General features: G+C 71.0%; 1 protein-coding gene. It reads right to left on the reverse strand.

The window, feature by feature from the left end:
* Positions 1-19806 (reverse strand): type I polyketide synthase, encoded by a 19806-nt coding sequence (locus ACH413_RS10610; RefSeq protein ID WP_360030672.1) that lies wholly within the window; start codon positions 19804-19806, stop codon positions 1-3.
* Between the last annotated feature and the right edge of the window lie 102 nt (positions 19807-19908).

Consider the following 19908-nt stretch of genomic DNA (forward strand, 5'->3'; position numbering starts at 1 on the left):
TCAGCGCTCGGTGCGTCGGCCGAGTTCGTTGTCGATGAAGGCGAACACGTCGTCCACGGTCGCCGAGTTGATGCGGTCGTTCACGGCTTCCTCGGACTTCGCCCCGCCGTACTGGGCGAGCAGCGTGCGCAGGCGGGCGGCGATTCCGGCCCTGTCCTCGTCGGGGCTCGCGGCCAGCACGGCCTCGAACCTGTCGAGTTCGGTCGCGAGCGACGGCCCGGTGTCGTCGCCGAGCAGTTCGCCCGCGAGGTAAGCGGCGAGTTCGTCAGGTGTCGGGTAGTCGAAGACGAGGCCCGCGGGCAGTTTCAGGCCCGTCGCGGACGCGAGGCTGTTGCGCAGCTCCACGGCGGTCAGCGAGTCGAAGCCGAGGTCGCGGAACTGCTTGTCGTTGTCGATCGCCGCGGGCGTCGCGTGCCCGAGGACACCTGCCGCGTGGCCGCGCACGAGGTCGACCAGGTACTTCGCCCGGTCCTCCACCGGCACGCCTTCGAGCGTGGCCGCGAAGTCCACAGTGGACGTGTCACCGGCACCGGCCGCGCGCTTTCCGCCGCGCACCAGGCCGCGCAGCACCGCCGCGACCGGGCCGTTCGTGCGGCCGGTGGCGATGCGGGCGGGGATGAGCACGGCGTCCTCGCGTGAGGTCGCGTCGTCGAACAGCGCCATGCCCTGCCGGACGGACAGGGGCGGCATGCCGGTGCGGCCGATGCGGTCCATCGCGCCGTCCTGCAGATGTGCTGTCATGCCAGCGGTTTGCGCCCACGGACCCCACGCCAGCGACGTCGCCGGCAGGCCCTGCGCGCGGCGGTGTTCGGCCAGTGCGTCGAGGAACGCGTTGGCCGCGGCGTAGTTGCCCTGCCCGGCGCTGCCGAGCACGCCGGACACCGACGAGTACAGCACGAACGCCTGGAGCTTCTGCTTCTTCGTGGCCTCGTGGAGGTTCCAGGCGCCGTCGACCTTGGGCTTGAAGACGGTGGCGAGCCGCTCCGGGGTGAGCGAGCCGATGATGCCGTCGTCGAGCACACCGGCGGTGTGGATGACGGCCGTCAGCTTGACGCCCTTGACCACCTTCTTCACCGCCTTGAGGTCGGCGGTGTCGCAAGCTGCGATCGTGACGTCCGCGCCGTGGGCCGTGAGTTCCGCTTGCAACGCAACGGCTTCCGGCGCTTCCGGGCCCCGCCGGGAGATGAGCAGGAGGCGCGTGATGTTGCGTTCGGAGACGAGGTGACGGGCCAGTTCCGCGCCCAGACCGCCGGTGCCGCCGGTGATCAGGACGGTGCCTTCCGGGTCCCACTCGGTCGTTGCGACCGTGTCGGTGACGCGGGCGAGACGAGCGACGAAGGCGTTACCGTCGCGGACGCGGACCTGGGTCTCCCCCGCGTCGAGCAGTCCGGTGGGCAGCGGGGTGCTGCCGTCGGTGTCGACGAGCAGGAAGCGCCCTGGGTTCTCCGTCTGGGCCGTGCGGACCAGGCCTTCGACGGTCGCGCTCGCCAGGCCGCTCGTCACGAACGCCAGCCGCTCCTCGGACTGTTGGAGAAGCTCCAACGCCTTCGCGGCCAGTTCATGCGCCTGGTCGACGCTCTCCCCGGCGAACCTCACCTCGCGCACGTCCGCGGCGGGCTGGGTCTCGGGTGCGGGCACCCATTCCAGGCGGAACAGCGAGTCCTGGTGGTGCTGGGCCGCTAGCGGCGCGCCGAAGACGACGTTCCGCGCCGACACGACCGGCGAACCGCTGGTGTCGACGGCGGCGAACTCTCCGTCGCGCAGCCTGACCCGCACCGTGTCGGCGCCGACCGCGTGCAGGCTGACGCCGTGCCACTCCAGCGGCACCCGCGTGTCCTCGGTGATCCGGATCGCGCAGTCGAGCAGTGCCGGGTGAACGCCGTAGAACTGGGCGTCCGCAACGCCTTCCGGCAGCGTGACCTCGGCGTAGACGGCGTCACCGGACTGCCAGATCTGCTCACCGATCGCCGTCGCGCCCTTCGGCGGCCACTCGCTGACCGTGAACCCGGCCCGGTACTCGCCTTCCGCGAGGGTTCCGCTCGCGATCCTGCTGAACGGCTGCTCGTCGTTCGGTCGCGTGTAGACGGTGAGGGAGCGCTTTCCGTTGTCCGGCGCGCCGATCCACACCTGCAGCACGCCGGGTGTGAGCGGCCCGGTGACGGTGAGCTCCTCGACCGTGCCGTAGCCGACCTGGTCCGCGGCCCGGAACGCGATCTCCGCGAACGCCGTCTCCGGGAACGCCACCGCGAGCCGGTTGGTGAACACCACCGCGTCTTCCTGGGCGACGCTCATCGCGGCGCCGAGCAGCGGGTGGTCGGCCGGTCCGAGGCCGAGCCCGGAGGCGTCGGCGGACTGGGCCATCGGCGTCGGCCAGTAGTGGTCGTGGTCGAACGCGTAGGTGGGGAGGTCGACGCGCCGGGCGCCGGTGCCCTCGAAGGCTTCCGCCCAGTCGACGTTGGTGCCCGTGACGTGGAGCCGTGCGAGCGCGGTGAGCCAGGCCGTGGTCTCGTCGCGGTCCTTGCGCAGCGCGGGGATCGCTCCGTCCACCAGCGCCGACAGCACACCGTCCGGCCCGATCTCCAGGAACGTGGTGACTCCCGCGGCTTCGAGCGCCGCGACGCCGTCGGCGAACCGCACCGCTTCCCGGACGTGCCGCACCCAGTACTCCGGCTCGGTGAGCTCGGCACCCGCCACGGCGCCGGTGAGGTTGGAGACGACGGGGATGCGGGGCGCGGCGAGATCCAGCGCCGTGACCACGGCGCGGAAGTCGTCCAGCATCGGCTCCATCAACGGCGAGTGAAACGCATGGCTGACCGGCAAACGCTTAGTCTTGCGCCCCAACGCGGTGAACCCGTCAGCGATCTGTTGGACCGCTTGGTCCTCGCCCGCGAGCACCAGCGACCTGGGCCCGTTGATGGCCGCGATCGACACCTGCTCGGTCGTCGTGACCTCGTCCTCGGTGGCCTCGACCGCGATCATGGCTCCCCCGGCCGGGAGTGCCTGCATGAGTGCGGCACGCGCGTTGACGAGCTTCGCGGCGTCTTCGAGGCTGAACACTCCGGCAACGTGCGCGGCCGCGATCTCACCAACGGAGTGGCCGCCGACGTAGTCGGGCTCGATGCCGAACTTCTCGGCGAGCCGGAACAGCGCGACCTCGATCGCGAACAGCGCGCGCTGCGTGTTCCCGGTCTGGTCGAGCGCCGCGTCGTCGCCCCACATGACATCGCGGACATCGACGTGCTCGAACACCTCGTCGAGCGCCTTCGCGAACGCCGGGAACCGCTCGTACAGCTCACGCCCCATGCCGAGCCGCTGCGAGCCCTGCCCGGAGAACAGCACGGCGAGCTTGCGCCTTCCCGCCTGCCCCTGAGCAACCTCCACTCCGTCGAGCAGCACCGCGCGGTGCTCGAACCGCGAGCGCTTCAGCAGCGAGAACCCGATGTCGAACGCGTCAGCCTCAACAGCGCTGACCCGCTCGATCTGAGCGCGCAGCGAAGCGGGGGACTTCGCCGAAAAAACGAGAGGCGCCCCCTTGGGGGGACGCGAGGTCCCCTTTCCAATCATCTCAAGTGGGTCTGACAATTCCGGAACGGCCGGCGCGGCCTCCAAGATCACGTGCGCGTTGGTGCCCGAGATGCCGAACGACGAGACGCCAGCGCGACGCACCCTGTCCGCGGCGGGCCACGGGGTGTTCTCCCGCAGCAACGACACCGAGCCGGCAGTCCAGTCGACGTGCGACGAAGGCGCGGTGAAGTTGATCGTGCGCGGCAGCAGGCCGTGGCGGAGCGCCATCACCATCTTGATCACGCCCGCGGCACCGGCGGCGGCCTGCGTGTGGCCGATGTTGGACTTGATCGAGCCGAGCAACAGCGGCTCCGAGCGGTCCTGGCCGTAGGTCGCGAGCAACGCCTGTGCCTCGATCGGGTCGCCCAGGGTCGTGCCCGTGCCGTGCGCCTCGACCGCGTCGACGTCGGCGAACTTCAAGCCCGCCGAGGCCAAGGCCTGCCTGATCACCCGCTGCTGCGAGGGTCCGTTGGGCGCGGTCAGGCCGTTGGACGCACCGTCCTGGTTGACCGCCGAACCACGCACGACCGCGAGCACGTCATGCCCAGCCGCGACCGCGTCGGACAGACGCTCCACCACGAGCACACCGATGCCCTCGGACCATGCCGTGCCATCGGCGGTGTCGGAGAACGGCTTGCATCGGCCGTCCCGCGCGAGGCCGTCCTGCAACGAGAACTCCATGAACGCACCCGGCGCCGACATCACCTGCACACCGCCCGCCAGCGCCAGCGAACACTCACCGTTGCGCAGTGCCTGAACCGCCAGGTGCAACGCGACCAGCGCCGACGAGCACGCCGTGTCGATCGTCATCGACGGGCCTTCCAGCCCCAGCGCGTACGACACCCGGCCGGCGATCACGCTCGGCGAGGTCCCGGTGCCCGAATACCCCTCCAGCGCCTGCTCGGACGCGAGCATCAGGTGCGCGTAGTCCTGCCCGGACGCGCCCACGTAGACGCCGGTCCGCGAGCCGCGCAACGCCAGCGGGTCGATTCCCGTACGTTCCAACGCCTCCCACGACGTCTCCAGCACGAGCCGCTGGTGCGGGTCCATCGACACGGCCTCGCGCGGCGAGATCCCGAAGAACGCCGGGTCGAACGACGCGATGCCGTCGACGAACCCGCCCTGCCGGGTGACGGACTGCCCGGCGCCGTCGCCGACGAGGTTCTCGTCCCAGCCGCGGTCGGCCGGGAACCCGCCGATCGCGTCCCGCCCGCCCAGCACCAGCTCCCACAACTCCTCAGGCGACGACACACCACCGGGGAACCTGCAGGCGATACCCACGATCGCGATGGCCTCGTCCGACACGCGAACCGAGTCCTCGACCTCGGTGGTTCCGCCGAACAGCTCGGCGAGGAGGTGTTCGGCCAGCGCCTGCGGGGTCGGATAGTCGAACACGAGTGTCGCGGGCAACGTCAGCCCCGTCGCGGTGCCGAGCCGGTTGCGCAGCTCCACCGACGTCAACGAGTCGAAGCCGAGCTGCCGGAACTCGCGGTCGCCGTCGATCGCGTCGGCCGAGGCGTGTCCCAGCACCGCGGCGGCCTCGCCGCGCACCAGGTCCACGAGCGTGCGGACCCGCTCGGCCGGGCGAACGTCCTGCAACCCCTGCAAGGCAACGGTTCCCTGCGCACGCGCCGCGGTTCGGCGGCCGCCGCGCAGGAGGTTGCGCAGCAGCGGCGGCACCATCGTCGTACCGGCACCGGTGATGATCCGCGCGGGCACGACGAGCGGCTCGTCCACGCCGATCGCCGCGTCGAACAACGCCAGTCCGTGCTCCAGCGAGATCGGCGGCATGGACGACTTCTCCAGCCGTTCCAACGCGGCCGCGTCCATTGTTTTCGTCATGCCGACCTCGGACGTCCACGCGCCCCATGCCAGCGACACCGCGGGCAGTCCCAGCGAACGCCGGTGATGCGCGAGCGCGTCGAGGAACGCGTTGCCCGCCGCGTAGTTGCCCTGACCGGCGGTGCCGAGCACGCCGGACACCGACGAGTACAGGACGAAGTGCGCGTCCGGCACCAGCGAGTGCAGGTTCCAGGCCGCGTCCACCTTGGGCCGCAACACCTTCTCCAGACGCTCCGGCGTCATCGACGCGATCACACCGTCGTCCAGCACACCGGCCGTGTGCACGACAGCGGTCACGTCGTGTCCACTGAGGACAGCGGCCAACGCCTCCCGGTCGGCGACGTCGCACGCGGCGATGGTGACGTCCGCGTTCAGCGTCAGCAGCTCTTCCGCGCCCGGCGAGTCGAGGCCACGACGACTGAGCAGCAACAGTTTCCTCGTGCCCTGTGCGACGAGGTGCCGGACGAGTTCCGCGCCCAGGCCACCGGTGCCGCCGGTGATCACGACGGTGCCGTCCGGGTCCCAGCCCGCCGGCACGGTGATCACGATCTTGCCGATGTGCTGGGCGCGACTCATGAACCGGAACGCGTCGCGCGCCCGCCGCACGTCCCAGGCCGCGATCGGCAGCGTGGTCAGGACACCTCGCTGGAACAGTTCCACGAGCGTGACGAGCATGCGCTGAACGTGGTCCGGGTGCGCCTCGCCGAGGTCGAACGGCCGGTAGAAGATGCCCGGCACGTCCTCCCGCAGGTCGGTCTTGCCCATCTCCAGGAACCGCCCGCCCTCGCCGAGCAGCCGCAGCGAGGCGTCGATGAACTCGCCGGTCAACGCGTTCAGCACCACGTCGACCTGCGGGAACTTGCTCTCGAATCCGGTGTCGCGGGAGTTGCCGATGTGGTCGTCGTCGAGGCCGAGGCCGCGCAGCACGTCCCACTTGCCCTCACTGGCGGTGGCGAACACCTCCGCGCCGAGGTGCCGGGCGACCTGGACCGCCGCCATGCCCACGCCACCGGCGCCGGCGTGGACGAGGACCTTCTCCCCCGGCCGCACGTTCCCGAGCTCGATCAAAGCGTAGTAGGCGGTGAGGAACACCAGCGGCACCGACGCGCCCTGCTCGAACGTCCAGCCGTCCGGAAGCCTGGTCAGGTAGGGCTCTTCGATGACGCCGACCGGTCCCATGCCGCCGAACAGCATGCCGAACACCGAGTCGCCGACCTTCAGTTCCTCGACTTCGGGCCCGATCTCCGCGACCACACCGGCGGCCTCGGCGCCGAACGAGCCCGCCTCGCCCGGATACATGCCGAGCGCGTTCAGCACGTCGCGGAAGTTGAGCCCGGCCGCCCGGATCGCGACACGAACCTGCTTGCCCTGCAACGGCTCCGGCGTCCACGGCGCCAGGACGAGGTTGTCCAGGCTGCCCTTCGCGGTCGTGTCGAGCCGCCAAGGCGTTCCGGTCGGCGGCACCAGCGTCGGCCCGGTCTGCAGACGCGCCAACCGTCCAGCGTGGACAGTGCCGCCGCGCACGATCAGCTGCTGCTCCTCGGTGACGAGCATGCCGGGTGTCAGTTCGCTGTGCTCGTCCAGGTCGACGAGCAGGAACTGGCCCGGATTCTCCGCCTGGGCGGACCTGACGAGTCCCCAGGCCGCCGCCGCACCGAGCTGGCTGATCGGTTCGTCCCCGATCGCCGCGGCGCCGCGCGTCACGAACACGACGCGTTCTTCGGCGCTCTGCAGGATCTCCAGCACGCGCTGGGTCGTCTCGTGCACGGACTCGCCGTTGATCTCCACGACCCGCGCGCTGATCTCGGTCGCCTCGCCGACCTCCACGGGCACCCAGTCGACGCGGAACAGCGAGTCCTGCACAGGATTGCTCGGCGCGGCGGCCGCAGGCGTCCTGACCACCAGCGACTTCACCGACAGCACCGGCGCGCCCTCGACGTCGACCGCGGTGACCTCGACCGCGTCGCCGCCGGTGTGCTTCAGCCGCACGCGCAGCCGCGACGGCCCGATGGCGTGCAGCGACACGCCGTTCCACTCGAACGGCAGCCCCTGCCCGGCGCCCTCCACGAACGTGATGGCGTGCAGCGCGGAGTCGAGCAGCGCCGGGTGCACGCCGAACGTCGCCGCGTCGTCGACGCTGTCCGGCAGCGCGACCTCGACGAGCACCTCGTCGCCGTTGCGCCAGGCCTGTTGCGCGCCTTGGAAGATCGGCCCGTACGTCAGTCCGCCTTCCGCGAGCGTCTCGTAGAAGCGTTCGAGGTCAAGACTTTCGGCGTTCTCCGGCGGCCAGTCGCTCGTGTCGAACTCGGCCTGGTGCGGTCCTTCGGCGAGGGTGCCGCCGGCGTGCTGGATCCACTCGTCCGCACCGGGGTGCTGCGAGTGGACGCTGACGAGCCGGCGCCCGTGCTCGTCCGGCGCGCCGACCCGCACCTGGACCGCGACGGCCTCCCGCTCGGGCAGCACCAGCGGGACGACGATCGTGAGCCCGTCGACGCGGTCGCAGCCGACCATGTCTCCCGCGCGGATCGCGAAGTCGAGGAATCCGGTGCCCGGGAAGAGCACCGCTCCACCGACGACATGATCGGCGATCCACGGGTGCGTCGCGAGGCTGAGGCGGCCGCTGAGCACGAGCTCGTCGGTGCCCGCGACGGCGATCGCCGCACTGAGCAATGGGTGCCCACCGGACCTGAGCCCGTACGCGGTGGGGTCTCCCGCGCGACCGCCGACCGTGGCCTTGGGCCAGAACCGCTCGTGGTCGAACGGGTAGGTCGGCAACGCGATGAGCCGCCCGCCCTGCAGCCACGGCGTCCAGTCGACGTCGATTCCGGCGACGTGCAGCTGACCGAGTGCGGTGGCCAGGGCGACCTGCTCGGTCTTGTTCTTCCTAAGAGTCGGGATCGCGCCGTCGACGAGCGCCGACAGCACCCCGTCCGGGCCGATCTCCAGGAACTTGGTCGCCGGGATCTTCGCGACGTTGTCGGTGAACCGGACCGCGTCGCGGACGTGGCTGACCCAGTACTCGGGGTCGGTGACGTCGCCGGTCGTGCTGATCGGGACCTTCGGCGCGTGGAAGGTGAGGGTGCTGATGGCGTCGCGGAAGTCGCCGAGCATCGGCTCCATCAACGGTGAGTGGAACGCGTGGCTGACTTTGAGCCGCTTCGTCTTCGCGAACCGGGCCGCGATGGCTTCGACCTCGGCCTCGTCGCCCGCGATGACGACACTGGCCGGCCCGTTGACGGCCGCGATCGACACGTTGCTCGTGAGGTGCGCGCTCACCTCTTCTTCGGTCGCCTGCACGGCAACCATCGCGCCGTTGCGCGGCAACGCCTGCATGAGACTCGCGCGCGCACTGACCAGCTTCGCCGCGTCCTCCAGGCTGAGCACGCCCGCGACGTGTGCCGCCGCGATCTCGCCGATCGAGTGCCCGGCGAGGTGGGCGGTCTTGATCCCGAAGGCCTGCAGCAACCGGTAGAGCGCCGTCTGGAACGCGAACAACGCCGGCTGCGTGTAGCCGGTCTGGTTGAGCTTCTCCTCGTCGTCGCCCCAGATCACGCTCTTGAGCTGCGGATCGAGGTGCGCCAGCACGTCGTCGAACGCGTCCGCGAACCGCGGGAACCGCGCGTACAACTCGCGGCCCATGCCGAGCCGCTGCGACCCCTGCCCGGAGAACAGCACGGCCAGCGTGTGCTCCCCCGCTACCCCGCTGGCGATCTCGGCGCCGTCCAGCAACACGGCGCGGTACTCGAACAACGCCCGCGACTTCACCAGCGAGTACGCGACGTCGACCGGCGCCGCCTCGACCGCGCGGATCCGCTCGACCTGCGCCGCCAACGCCGCCGCGGACTTCGCCGACACTGCGAGCGGCACCACGCCGGCCGACGGAATCGATTCGGATTGCCCGGCCCCCAGGGGGCTGCGAGCCCCCATCTCAATCATCTCAGGCAGGTCTGACAGTTCTGGAGCACTCGGCGACTCCAAGATCACGTGCGCGTTCGTGCCGCTGATGCCGAACGACGACACGCCCGCGCGCCACGGCCGGTCCACCGAAGGCCAGGCGGTGTTCTCCGTCAGCAGCGAGACCGCGCCCGTCGACCAGTCGATGTGCGACGAAGGGGCGGTCACGTGCAGGGTCCGCGGTAGCAGGCCGTGCTGGAACGCCATCACCATCTTGATCACGCCCGCCGCGCCCGCCGCCGCCTGCGTGTGGCCGAGGTTCGACTTCACCGAACCCAGCCTCAGGGGCTCGGCGCGGTCCTGCCCGTACACGGTCAGCAGGGCCTGTGCCTCGATCGGGTCGCCCAGCACGGTTCCGGTGCCGTGCGCTTCGACGGCGTCCACATCGGACGGTGCCAGCCCGCCGGACGCAAGCGCTTGCCGGATGACTCGTTGCTGCGACGGGCCGTTCGGCGCGGTCAGGCCGTTGGACGCGCCGTCCTGGTTGAACGCCGAACCACGCACGACCGCCAGCACCGGGTGCCCGGCGGCGACCGCGTCGGAAAGCCTTTCCACGACGAGGATGCCGACGCCCTCGGACCAGCCGGTGCCGTCCGCGGACTCGGAGAACGCCTTGCACAGCCCGTCCGGCGCGAGCCCGCCCTGCCGGGAGAAGCCGGAGAACGACGTCGGCGTCGCCATCACCGTGACGCCACCGGCCAGCGCCAGCGAACACTCACCGCCGCGCAACGCCTGTGCCGCGAGGTGCAGCGCTACCAGGGCCGACGAGCACGCCGTGTCGATCGTGACCGCGGGCCCCTCCAGCCCCAGCGCGTAGGAGATGCGGCCGGAGATCACCGACGCCGCGAGGCCGGTTCCGGCGTGGCCTTCCAGGTCTTCGTTGGAGGCCATGACGACGTGCTGGTAGTCCTGCCCGTTCGTGCCGACGAACACGCCGGTCCGCGAGCCGCGCAACGAGGCGGGGTCGACGCCGGCGCGTTCGACGGCCTCCCAGGAGGTTTCCAGCAGCAGGCGCTGCTGCGGGTCCATCGCCAGTGCCTCGCGCGGCGAGATCCCGAAGAACGCCGGGTCGAAGTCCGCGACACCGGTCAGGAAGCCACCGCGCAACGTCGAGCTCTGCAACGACGCCAGGTCCCAGCCGCGGTCGGCCGGGAAGTCCGACATCGCGTCATTGCCCTCGACCAGCAGGCGCCACAGGTCTTCCGGCGAGTCGATGTCACCGGGGAAGTGACACGCCATGCCGACGATCGCGATGTCGTCGGTGGTCTGCACGACCGACACGTCGTCGACGTCGGCGCCCTCGCCGAGCAACGACGCCAGCAGGTGCTCGGCCAGCACGCGCGGCGACGGGTAGTCGAACACCAGACCTGCGGGCAGCGCGAGCCCGGTGATCTCGGTGAGCTGGTTGCGCAGTTCGACGGCGGTCAGCGAGTCGAACCCGATGTCGCGGAACGCCTTGTCACTCGCCACCGCCTCCTTGCCGGAGTGGCCGAGCACCTGCGCGGCGCGCACCCTGACCAGTTCCAGGACGGGCTCGATCCGTTCCGCGGCAGGCAGTTCACGCAGCTCGCGACGTAACTCCGCGGCAGCCGACTCGCTGTCGCGGCGCGCGGCCGCCAGTTCGTCCAGCACCTCGCGGGCGCCCGGCAGCTCAGCCAGCACGGGCGAGGGACGCAGGCTCAGCAACGCGCCGAGCAGCTGCGGGTGGTGGATGTCCGCGATCACCACGGTCGGCGCGGCCTCCGCCACCACGCCTCGCATCGCCGCGACCGCGAGCTCCGGGTCCAAAGTGGACGCGCCGACCGACTTGATCGTCCGTGCGACGCGTTCGTCGCCCGCCATGCCGTCGCCGGTCCAGGCGCCCCAGGCGATCGACGTCGCGGGCAGGCCCAGTTCACGGCGCTGCGTGGCGATGGCGTCCAGAACGGCGTTGGCGGCCGCGTAGTTGGCCTGGCCGGGGTTGCCGATCGCGCCCGCGACCGACGAGAACAGGATGAACGCGTCCAGCTCCCGTTCGCGGGTCAGTTCGTCGAGCAGGAACGCCGAGGTGACCTTCGCCTGGAACACGTCGGTGAACCGCTCCGGCGTGAGCCCCTCGAGCACACCGTCGTCCAGCACACCGGCCGCGTGCACGACGGCTTTGACGTCGTCCGTCAGCACCGCGGCCAGCTCCGCGCGGTTGGCGACGTCGCACTTCACGACCTTGACACCCAGCTCGGCCACGATCTCCGCCGCGCCCGGCGCGTCCAGGCCTCGGCGGCTCAGCAGCACGACCTTCTCCGCGCCACGAGCGACGAGGTCCCGCGCGACGTGCTTGCCGAGCGCGCCCGTGCCGCCGGTGATCACGACGGTTCCGCGCGGCTGCCACTCGCCCGATGCCCGCGGTACCACCAGAATCCGCCGACCGAACACACCTGACGCCCGCACCGCGACCTGGTCCTCGTCGCTGCTCAGCACCGCCGCGACCCGCTGCGCCGCCCGCTCGTCCAGTTCGGCGGGCAGGTCGATCAGGCCGCCCCAGCGGTTCGGGTGCTCCAGCGCGGCGACCCGGCCGAGCCCCCACACACCGGCCTGCCAGGGGTCGGTGACGGCGTCCGCGCGCCCGGTCGACACCGCGCCGCGCGTCACCACCCACAGCGGTGCCATGACTCCGACATCACCGAGCGCCTGGATCAGCGCGGTCGTGCTGAGAACCGGTTCGTGTGCCACCAACGCCACGACACCGGTGAACGGGACCTGCGCGACCTCGGCCAGTCGCCCGGCCATCTGCTCCCGCTCCTGCTCGGCAGCCAGCACCGTCACGTCCCCGAGCGCGCTCAGGAGCAACTCGTCGGCCTCACCGACCACCAGCCACCTGCCCGGCTTCGCGGTAAGGCCAGCGATCGGCTGCCAGTTCTCCCTGTGCAACCAGGAGTCCACAGTGGACTGAGCCTGCCGCTTGCCCCGCCACGCCGACAACGCCGGCAGCACTCCGGCGAGCGTCTCGCCGTCGAGGTCGAGCGTGGCGGCCAGCGAGGCGACGTCCTCCTGCTCGACGGCCGTCCAGAACGCCGCGTCGGCCGGATCCGCCGCCACCGCCGCGGTCGCCGCCTCTGGCCAGAACCGCTCGTGCTGGAACGGGTACGTGGGCAGTCCGATCGCGCGCCCGCCCTCGTAGAAGCCGGACCAGTCGACGTCGGTGCCGCTGACGTGCAGCCGCGCGAGTGCCGTCACGAACGCCCTGTGCTCGCCGCGGTCCTTGCGCAGCACCGGAATCGCTCCGTCGACGAGCGCGGCCAGCACCCCGTCCGGGCCGATCTCCAGGAACGCGCTCGCGCCCTGTTCCCTGAGCCTGCCGACGTTCTCGGCGAAGCGGACCGTGTCTCGCACGTGGCCGACCCAGTACTCGGGGTCGGCGACATCGCCCGTGGACGCGAGCGGAATGCCCGGCTGGTTGAACGTGAGCCCGCTGATCGCCTCGCGGAACTCGCTGAGCATCGGCTCCATCAACGGCGAGTGGAACGCGTGACTGACTTTCAGCTGCTTACTCTTGCGGCCCTCGAACCGGGCCACGACCGCGCGGGCTTCGTCCTCGACTCCCGCGATGACCAGCGAGTCGGACGCGTTGATCGCCGCGATGGACACACCCGAGGTCAGATGCGGTGCCACTTCGGCCTCGGTCGCCTGCAGCGCGATCATCACGCCGCCCTGTGGCATCGCCTGCATGAGCCGCGCGCGTGCCCGGACGAGCGTCGCCGCGTCCTCGAGGCTGAACACCCCGGCGACGTGCGCGGCCGCGATCTCGCCGATCGAGTGCCCGGCGAGCAGCCGCGGGGCGACCCCGAACGACTCCACCAGCCGGTACAGCGCCACCTCGACCGCGAACAGCGCGGGCTGCGTGCTGCCGGTCTGGTTCAGCGCCTCGGCGTCGTCCCCCCACATGACGTCGCGAACGTCCTCGAGGTGCTCCAGCACCGCGTCCAGCGCCTGGGCGAACACGGGGAACGCCTCGTACAGCTCACGGCCCATGCCGAGCCGCTGCGCACCCTGCCCGGAGAACACCATGGCGAGCGTCTTCCCCGCCGCCTCACCGCTGGCCAGCACCTCGCCGTCCAGCAGCACGGCCCGATGCTCGAACAACGCGCGCGTGGCCGCCAACGAGTACCCGACATCGACCGGCGCCGCCTCGACCGCGCGGATCCGCTCGACCTGCGCCGCCAACGCCGCCGCCGACTTCGCCGACACCGCGAGCGGCACCCCGCCGACCAGCTGAATCGATCCCGGTTGGCTGGCCCCCAGGGGGCCGCGAGCCCCCATCTCAATCATCTCAGGCAGGTCTGACAGTTCTGGAGCGCTCGGCGCTTCCAAGATCACGTGCGCGTTCGTGCCGGAGAGCCCGAACGACGACACGCCAGCGCGGGCCGGGCGATCCACGGCGGGCCACGGGGTGTTCGTCGTGAGCAGCGAGACGGCGCCCGCGGACCAGTCGACGTGCGAGGACGGTTCGGTGACGTGCAGGGTTCGCGGCAGCAGGCCGTGCTGGAAGGCCAGCACCATCTTGATCACGCCGGCGACGCCCGCGGCGGCCTGGGTGTGGCCCAGGTTCGACTTGATCGCGCCCAGGTGGAGCGGTGCTCCAGCGCGGTCGCGGCCGTAGGTGGCGAGCAGTGCCTGGGCTTCGATCGGGTCGCCCAGGCGCGTGCCGGTGCCGTGGGCCTCGACGGCGTCGACGTCCGAAGTGGACAGATCGGCGTTGGCGAGGGCCTGGCGGATCACGCGTTGCTGGGCGGGGCCGTTCGGTGCGGTCAAGCCGTTCGAGGCGCCGTCCTGGTTGACCGCGGAGCCGCGGACCACGGACAGAACGGTGTGGCCGTGGCGCAGCGCGTCCGACTGGCGTTCGACGACCAGCACGCCGACGCCTTCGGCCCAGCCGGTGCCGTCGGCGTTGTCGGAGAAGGCCCGGCAGCGCGCGTCCGCCGCGAGGCCGCCCTGGGCGTTGAAGCCGGCGAAGTTCATCGGCGTGGACATCACCGTCACGCCGCCGACGAGCGCCAGCGACGACTCACCCGAGCGCAGTGACTGCGCGGCCAGGTGCAGTGCCACCAAAGAAGAAGAGCAGGCGGTGTCGATCGTGAGCGCGGGTCCCTCGAAGCCGAAGGTGTAGGACAGGCGGCCGGAGATCACCGCCGCGGCGAGGCCGGTCGACGCGTGGCCCTCGATGTCGCCACGCGCCCGGAGCACGAGGTTCGTGTAGTCCTGACCGTTCGTGCCGACGAACACACCGGTCTTCGAGCCGCGCAACGTCGCCGCGTTGATGCCCGCGCGTTCGACGGCCTCCCAGGAGACTTCGAGAAGCTGACGTTGCTGCGGGTCCATCGCGAGTGCTTCGCGAGGTGAGATGCCGAAGAACGCCGGATCGAACTCCGTTGCGCCGTAGAGGAAACCGCCCTCGACGGTGCCGCCGGCGGCCAGCGCGTCCTGCTCCCAGCCGCGGTCGGTCGGGAAGCTCGCGATCGCGTCGGTGCCGTCGGCCAGCAGGCGCCACAGGTCCTCGGGAGTCGAGACGCCACCGGGGAACCGGCAGGCCATGCCGACGATCACGATCGGGTCGTCCGCGTCGGCGATCGCCTGCGCGGTGATGTCGAGGTCCGCGCCCTCGCCGGTCAGTTCGGCGAGCAGGTGCTCGGCCAGCACGAGCGGCGTCGGGTAGTCGAAGATCAACGTCGCGGGCAGCGTCAGGCCGGTGGCCGTGGCGAGGGCGTTGCGCAGTTCGATCGCGGTCAGCGAGTCGAACCCGAGCGCGCGGAACTCCTTCTCCGTTCCCACCGCGTCGGCGTTGGCGTAACCGATGACCTTCGCGGCCTCCGCCCGCACGACGTCGACGACGGCCCGCACGCGGTCAGGACCGGCCAGTTTCGCGAGCAGTCCGCCGGCCACGATCTCGCGCGCGGCCGTGCGCCGGCCTGCTCGCACCAGGCCGCGCATGATCGCGGGAACGTCACCCTGCGCAGCACCACCGGTTGCCAGTGGCACGAGCAGGGACTCGCCGGAGGTGACGGCCGCGTCGAAGAGCGCAAGCCCCTGCTCGACCGACAGCATCGGCATCCGGCGCAGGTCGCCTTCGTCCAAAGTGGACGTCATGCCGGTGTCCCAGGCGCCCCAGGCCAGCGACAACGCGGGGAGGCCGAGGCTGTGACGGTGAGCGGCGAGGGCGTCGAGGAACGCGTTGGCGGCGGCGTAGTTGCCCTGGCCGGCCGCACCCATCACGCCGGACACCGACGAGTACAGGACGAGCCGCGCGTCGCCGGCGAGTTCGTGGAGGTGCCAGGCAGCGTCGACCTTCGGCCGCAGCACAGCGGAAAGCCGTTCGGGCGTCAGCGAACCGATCACGCCGTCGTCCAGCACGCCCGCCGTGTGGATGACGGCCGTGAACCGCTCGCGCAGCAGGTCCGAGACGGCGGCGCGTTCCGTGACGTCGCAGGCCTTCACCTCGATCTCGGCGCCCAACGCCGTGAGTTCGTCACGCAGGTCGGCGGCGCCGGGGGCGTCCAGACCGCGGCGGCTGACCAGCAGCAGCCGGCGCTGGCCACGCGACACGAGGTGGCGGGCGAGGACGGCGCCGAGCCCGCCCGTGCCGCCGGTGATGAGCACCTTGCCGCTGGAATCCCAGTCGCCCGCGACGATGTCGGTGGCGCGTGCCAGCCGGCCCGCGAACACCTCACCCGCGCGGACGACGACCTGGGTCTCCCCGGCGTCGATCAGTCCGCCGAGTCCGGGCAGCAGCGCTTCGGACTCGGGCGCGTCGTCGAGGTCCACGAGCAGGAAGCGGCCGGGGTCCTCGGTCTGCGCGGACCGCACCAGGCCCCAGACGGTCGCGGCCGCGACGTCGTCCCCGGTCACGGCTCCGCGCGTGACGAAGACCAGTTTTCCGGTCGCCTGCTGGAGTGCGTCGAGTGCGGCCGCGGCCAGGGCGTGTGCGGACTCCGGCGTCTGCTCACCGGCGAAGTGCGCGACGGTGACATTGGCGGGCGTGTAGGTGACGGGCACCCAGTCGAGGCGGAACAGCGAGTCGACACCGGTTCGGGCGGTCAGTTCGCCCAGCGGCTCGATGCTCACGGCGTCCGCGGACAGCACCGGGTCTCCGGCCACGTCGACGGCGGCCAGTTTCACGCCGCCGTCCACAACGGACAGCTTTACCCGAACGACCTCCGCGCCGTTCGCGTGCAGCGACACACCCTGCCAGTTCGCGGGAACGCCTTCGAGACCGAGGAACGTGGCGGCGTGCGTGGCGGCGTCGAGCAGTGCGGGGTGGACACCGAAACCCTTTGCGTCAAAAGGCAAAGCGACCTCGGCGAACACCTCCTGCCCGCGCCTCCAGGCCGCACGCAGCCCTTGGAACGCTTCCCCGTATGGGGTTTCGTCGTAGAAGCCGTCGAGATCGACAACCGTCGCGCCTTTCGGTGGCCACTCGCCCTCCCTGGCCGGCGCGGGAACTCCCTGCCCCAGCAGGCCGGTCGCGTGCTCTACCCAGTCCGCGTCACCGCGTCGCGAGTGGAACCGGAACGCGCCGTCGCGTCCGACCTGGAACTGCACCTGAACGGCGCCGCTGTCCGGCAACACGAGCGGTGCGACCTGCGTGAGCTGTTCGACGCGCTCGTGACCCGCGAGGTCGGCGGCGCGGAACGCCAGTTCCAGCACGCCCGCGGTCGGGAACACGACGTGGTCGGCGAGCCAGCCCGTCCTGCTCAGCGTGCCGGTGAGGATCAGTTCGCCGGAGCCCGCGACGGTCATCGCGGCGCCGAGCAGCGGGTGGTCCGCCGGGGACAGGCCGAGTCCGGTGGCGTCGCCCGCGCTCACCGACACCGACGGCCAGTAGCGGTCGTGCTGGAACGCGTAGGTGGGAACGTCGACGCGTTTGCCGTTGGGGTAGAACGGTTTCCAGTCGACTGCGACGCCCGCGACGTGCAGCCGGGCGAGTGCGGTGATGAACGCGGTGCGCTCGTCGCGGTCCCTGCGCTGGGTGGGGATCGCGTCGACGAGCGCGGACAGCACGCCGTCCGGGCCTACTTCGAGCAGCGTCCTGTCGCCCAGGCCGGTGACGGCGTCGTGAAAGCGGACGGCGTCGCGGACGTGGCGGACCCAGTACTCGGGGTTGGTGACGTCGCCGGTCATCGGAATCGCCGGGCTGTGGAACGTGATGCCGCCGATGGCTTCGCGGAAGGCGTTGAGCATCGGGTCCATCAGCGGCGAGTGGAACGCGTGGCTGACGGCGAGTTGTTTGCTCTTGCGGCCTTCGAACCGCGCGACGATCGCGCGGACTTCGCTCTCGACGCCCGCGATGACCAGGGAATCCGGTCCGTTGATCGCCGCGATGGAGGCGCCGGGGATGAGGGTGATCTCGTCCTCGGTGGCCTGGAGCGCGATCATGACGCCGCCGGCCGGCAGCGCCTGCATGAGGCTCGCGCGCGCCCCGACGAGCGTGGCGGCGTCTTCGAGGCTGAACACGCCCGCGATGTGCGCGGCGGCGATCTCGCCGATCGAGTGGCCGGTGACGTGCGCGGCGGTGACGCCGAACGACTCCAGCAGCCGGTAGAGGGCGACCTCGAACGCGAACAGCGCGGGCTGCGTGTTGCCCGTCTGGTTCAGCGCCTCCTCGTCGCCCCACATGACGTCGCGCAGCACTGGGTCGAGGTGCTGCAACACCTCGTCGAACGCCTCACGGAAGACCGCGAACTCGGCGTACAGCTCCTTGCCCATGCCGACGCGCTGCGCACCCTGCCCGGAGAACAGCATCGCCAGTTCGGTCCGCCGTGCCAGACCGTGCGCGACTTCGGTTCCGTCCAGCAGCACGGCCCTGTGCTCGAACAACGCGCGCGTGGTCGCCAACGAGAACCCGACGTCCACCGGGTCGGCATCGAGCGCGCGCACCCGTTCGATCTGCGCCGCGAGCGAGGCCTCCGACTTCGCCGACACGAGCCACGGCACCGCACTCGGCGGGCTCTTCGGGATCGATTCGGACTGGCCGGCCCCCAGGGGGTCGCGAGCCCCCATCTCAATCATCTCAGGCAGGTCTGACAGTTCTGGAGCACTCGGCGCTTCCAAGATCACGTGCGCGTTCGTGCCCGAGACGCCGAACGACGACACGGCGGCACGAGCGGCGCGACCGGTGGAAGGCCAGGCCACGGCCGAGGTAGCGAGCTCGACGGAGCCGGTGGTCCAGTCGACGTGCGTGGACGGGCGGGAGACGTGCAGCGTGGCGGGCACGACGCCGTGCCGCATCGCCTGCACCATCTTGATGATGCCCGCGACACCGGCGGCGGCCTGGGTGTGGCCGATGTTCGACTTCACCGACCCCAGCAGCAGCGGCGAAGGACGATCGGCCCCGTAAGCCGCGAGCAGGCTGCGGGCCTCGATCGGGTCGCCGAGCGGCGTGCCGGTGCCGTGAGCCTCGACGACGTCCACATCGGACGGACCTAGACCGGCTCGGTCGAGAGCGGCGCGGATGACGCGTTGCTGGGCGCGGCCGTTCGGGGCGGTGAAGCCGTTGGAGGCGCCGTCGGAGTTGACAGCCGAGCCGCGCACCACGGCCAAAACCGGGTAGCCCGAAGCCTGCGCGTCCGACAAACGGGCCAGGGCCAGCACGCCGACGCCCTCCGACCAGCCCGTGCCGTCCGCGTCGTCGGAGAAGGCCTTGCATCGGCCGTTGGACGCGAGTCCGCCCTGACGCGAGAACTCCACCAACGAACCCGGCGTGCACATGACGTTGACGCCGCCCGCGAGAGCCAGTGAGCACTCCCCCGCGCGCAAGGCGTGCACGGCCAGATGCAGTGCGACCAAAGAAGAGGAACATGCCGTGTCGACGGTCAAAGTCGGGCCTTCGAGGCCCAGGGCGTAGGAGATGCGACCGGACTCGGCGGACGCCGCGATACCCGTGCCGACGTCGCCGGTCGCGTCGTCAAGGCCGCGGATCAGCAGGTGCTCGTAGTCCTGGCCGTTGGTGCCGACGAAAACACCAGTGCGGGAACCGCGCAAAGAAGAAGGGTCGATGCCGGAGCGTTCGAGCGCTTCCCAGGACGTCTCCAGCAACAGGCGCTGCTGGGGGTCCATCGTCACGGCCTCGCGCGGGGAGATGCCGAAGAACGCCGGGTCGAAGTCCGCGATGCCGTGCAGGAAGCCGCCCTGCACCGACACGCTGTGGCCGCGTTCGTCGACACCGCCCCCGAGCAGCGCGTCGATGTCCCAGCCGCGGTCCGCCGGGAAGCCGGTGATCGCGTCACGTCCGGACGACACCAGCTCCCACAAGTCCTCCGGCGAGCTGATGCCGCCGGGAAAGCGGCAGGCCATCCCGATGATCGCGATCGGTTCGGTGGCGGCGGCGACGAGCTGCCGGTTCTGCTTGCGCAGCCGCTCCGCCTCCTTCATCGCGGCGCGGAGGGCCTCGACCACCTTCTCGCTGGAGGTACTCATTCATCAGCTCCGTCAGTCCAGCCGGACACGGTCATCCCGCCAGCAATTGGAGCAGCGGAAGCGGTAGCGAATTCCTCAGAAAAACCGGCGGCCGGTCACCCC

This window comes from Lentzea sp. NPDC020367 (assembly GCF_044387305.1).
Taxonomy (GTDB): domain Bacteria; phylum Actinomycetota; class Actinomycetes; order Mycobacteriales; family Pseudonocardiaceae; genus Lentzea.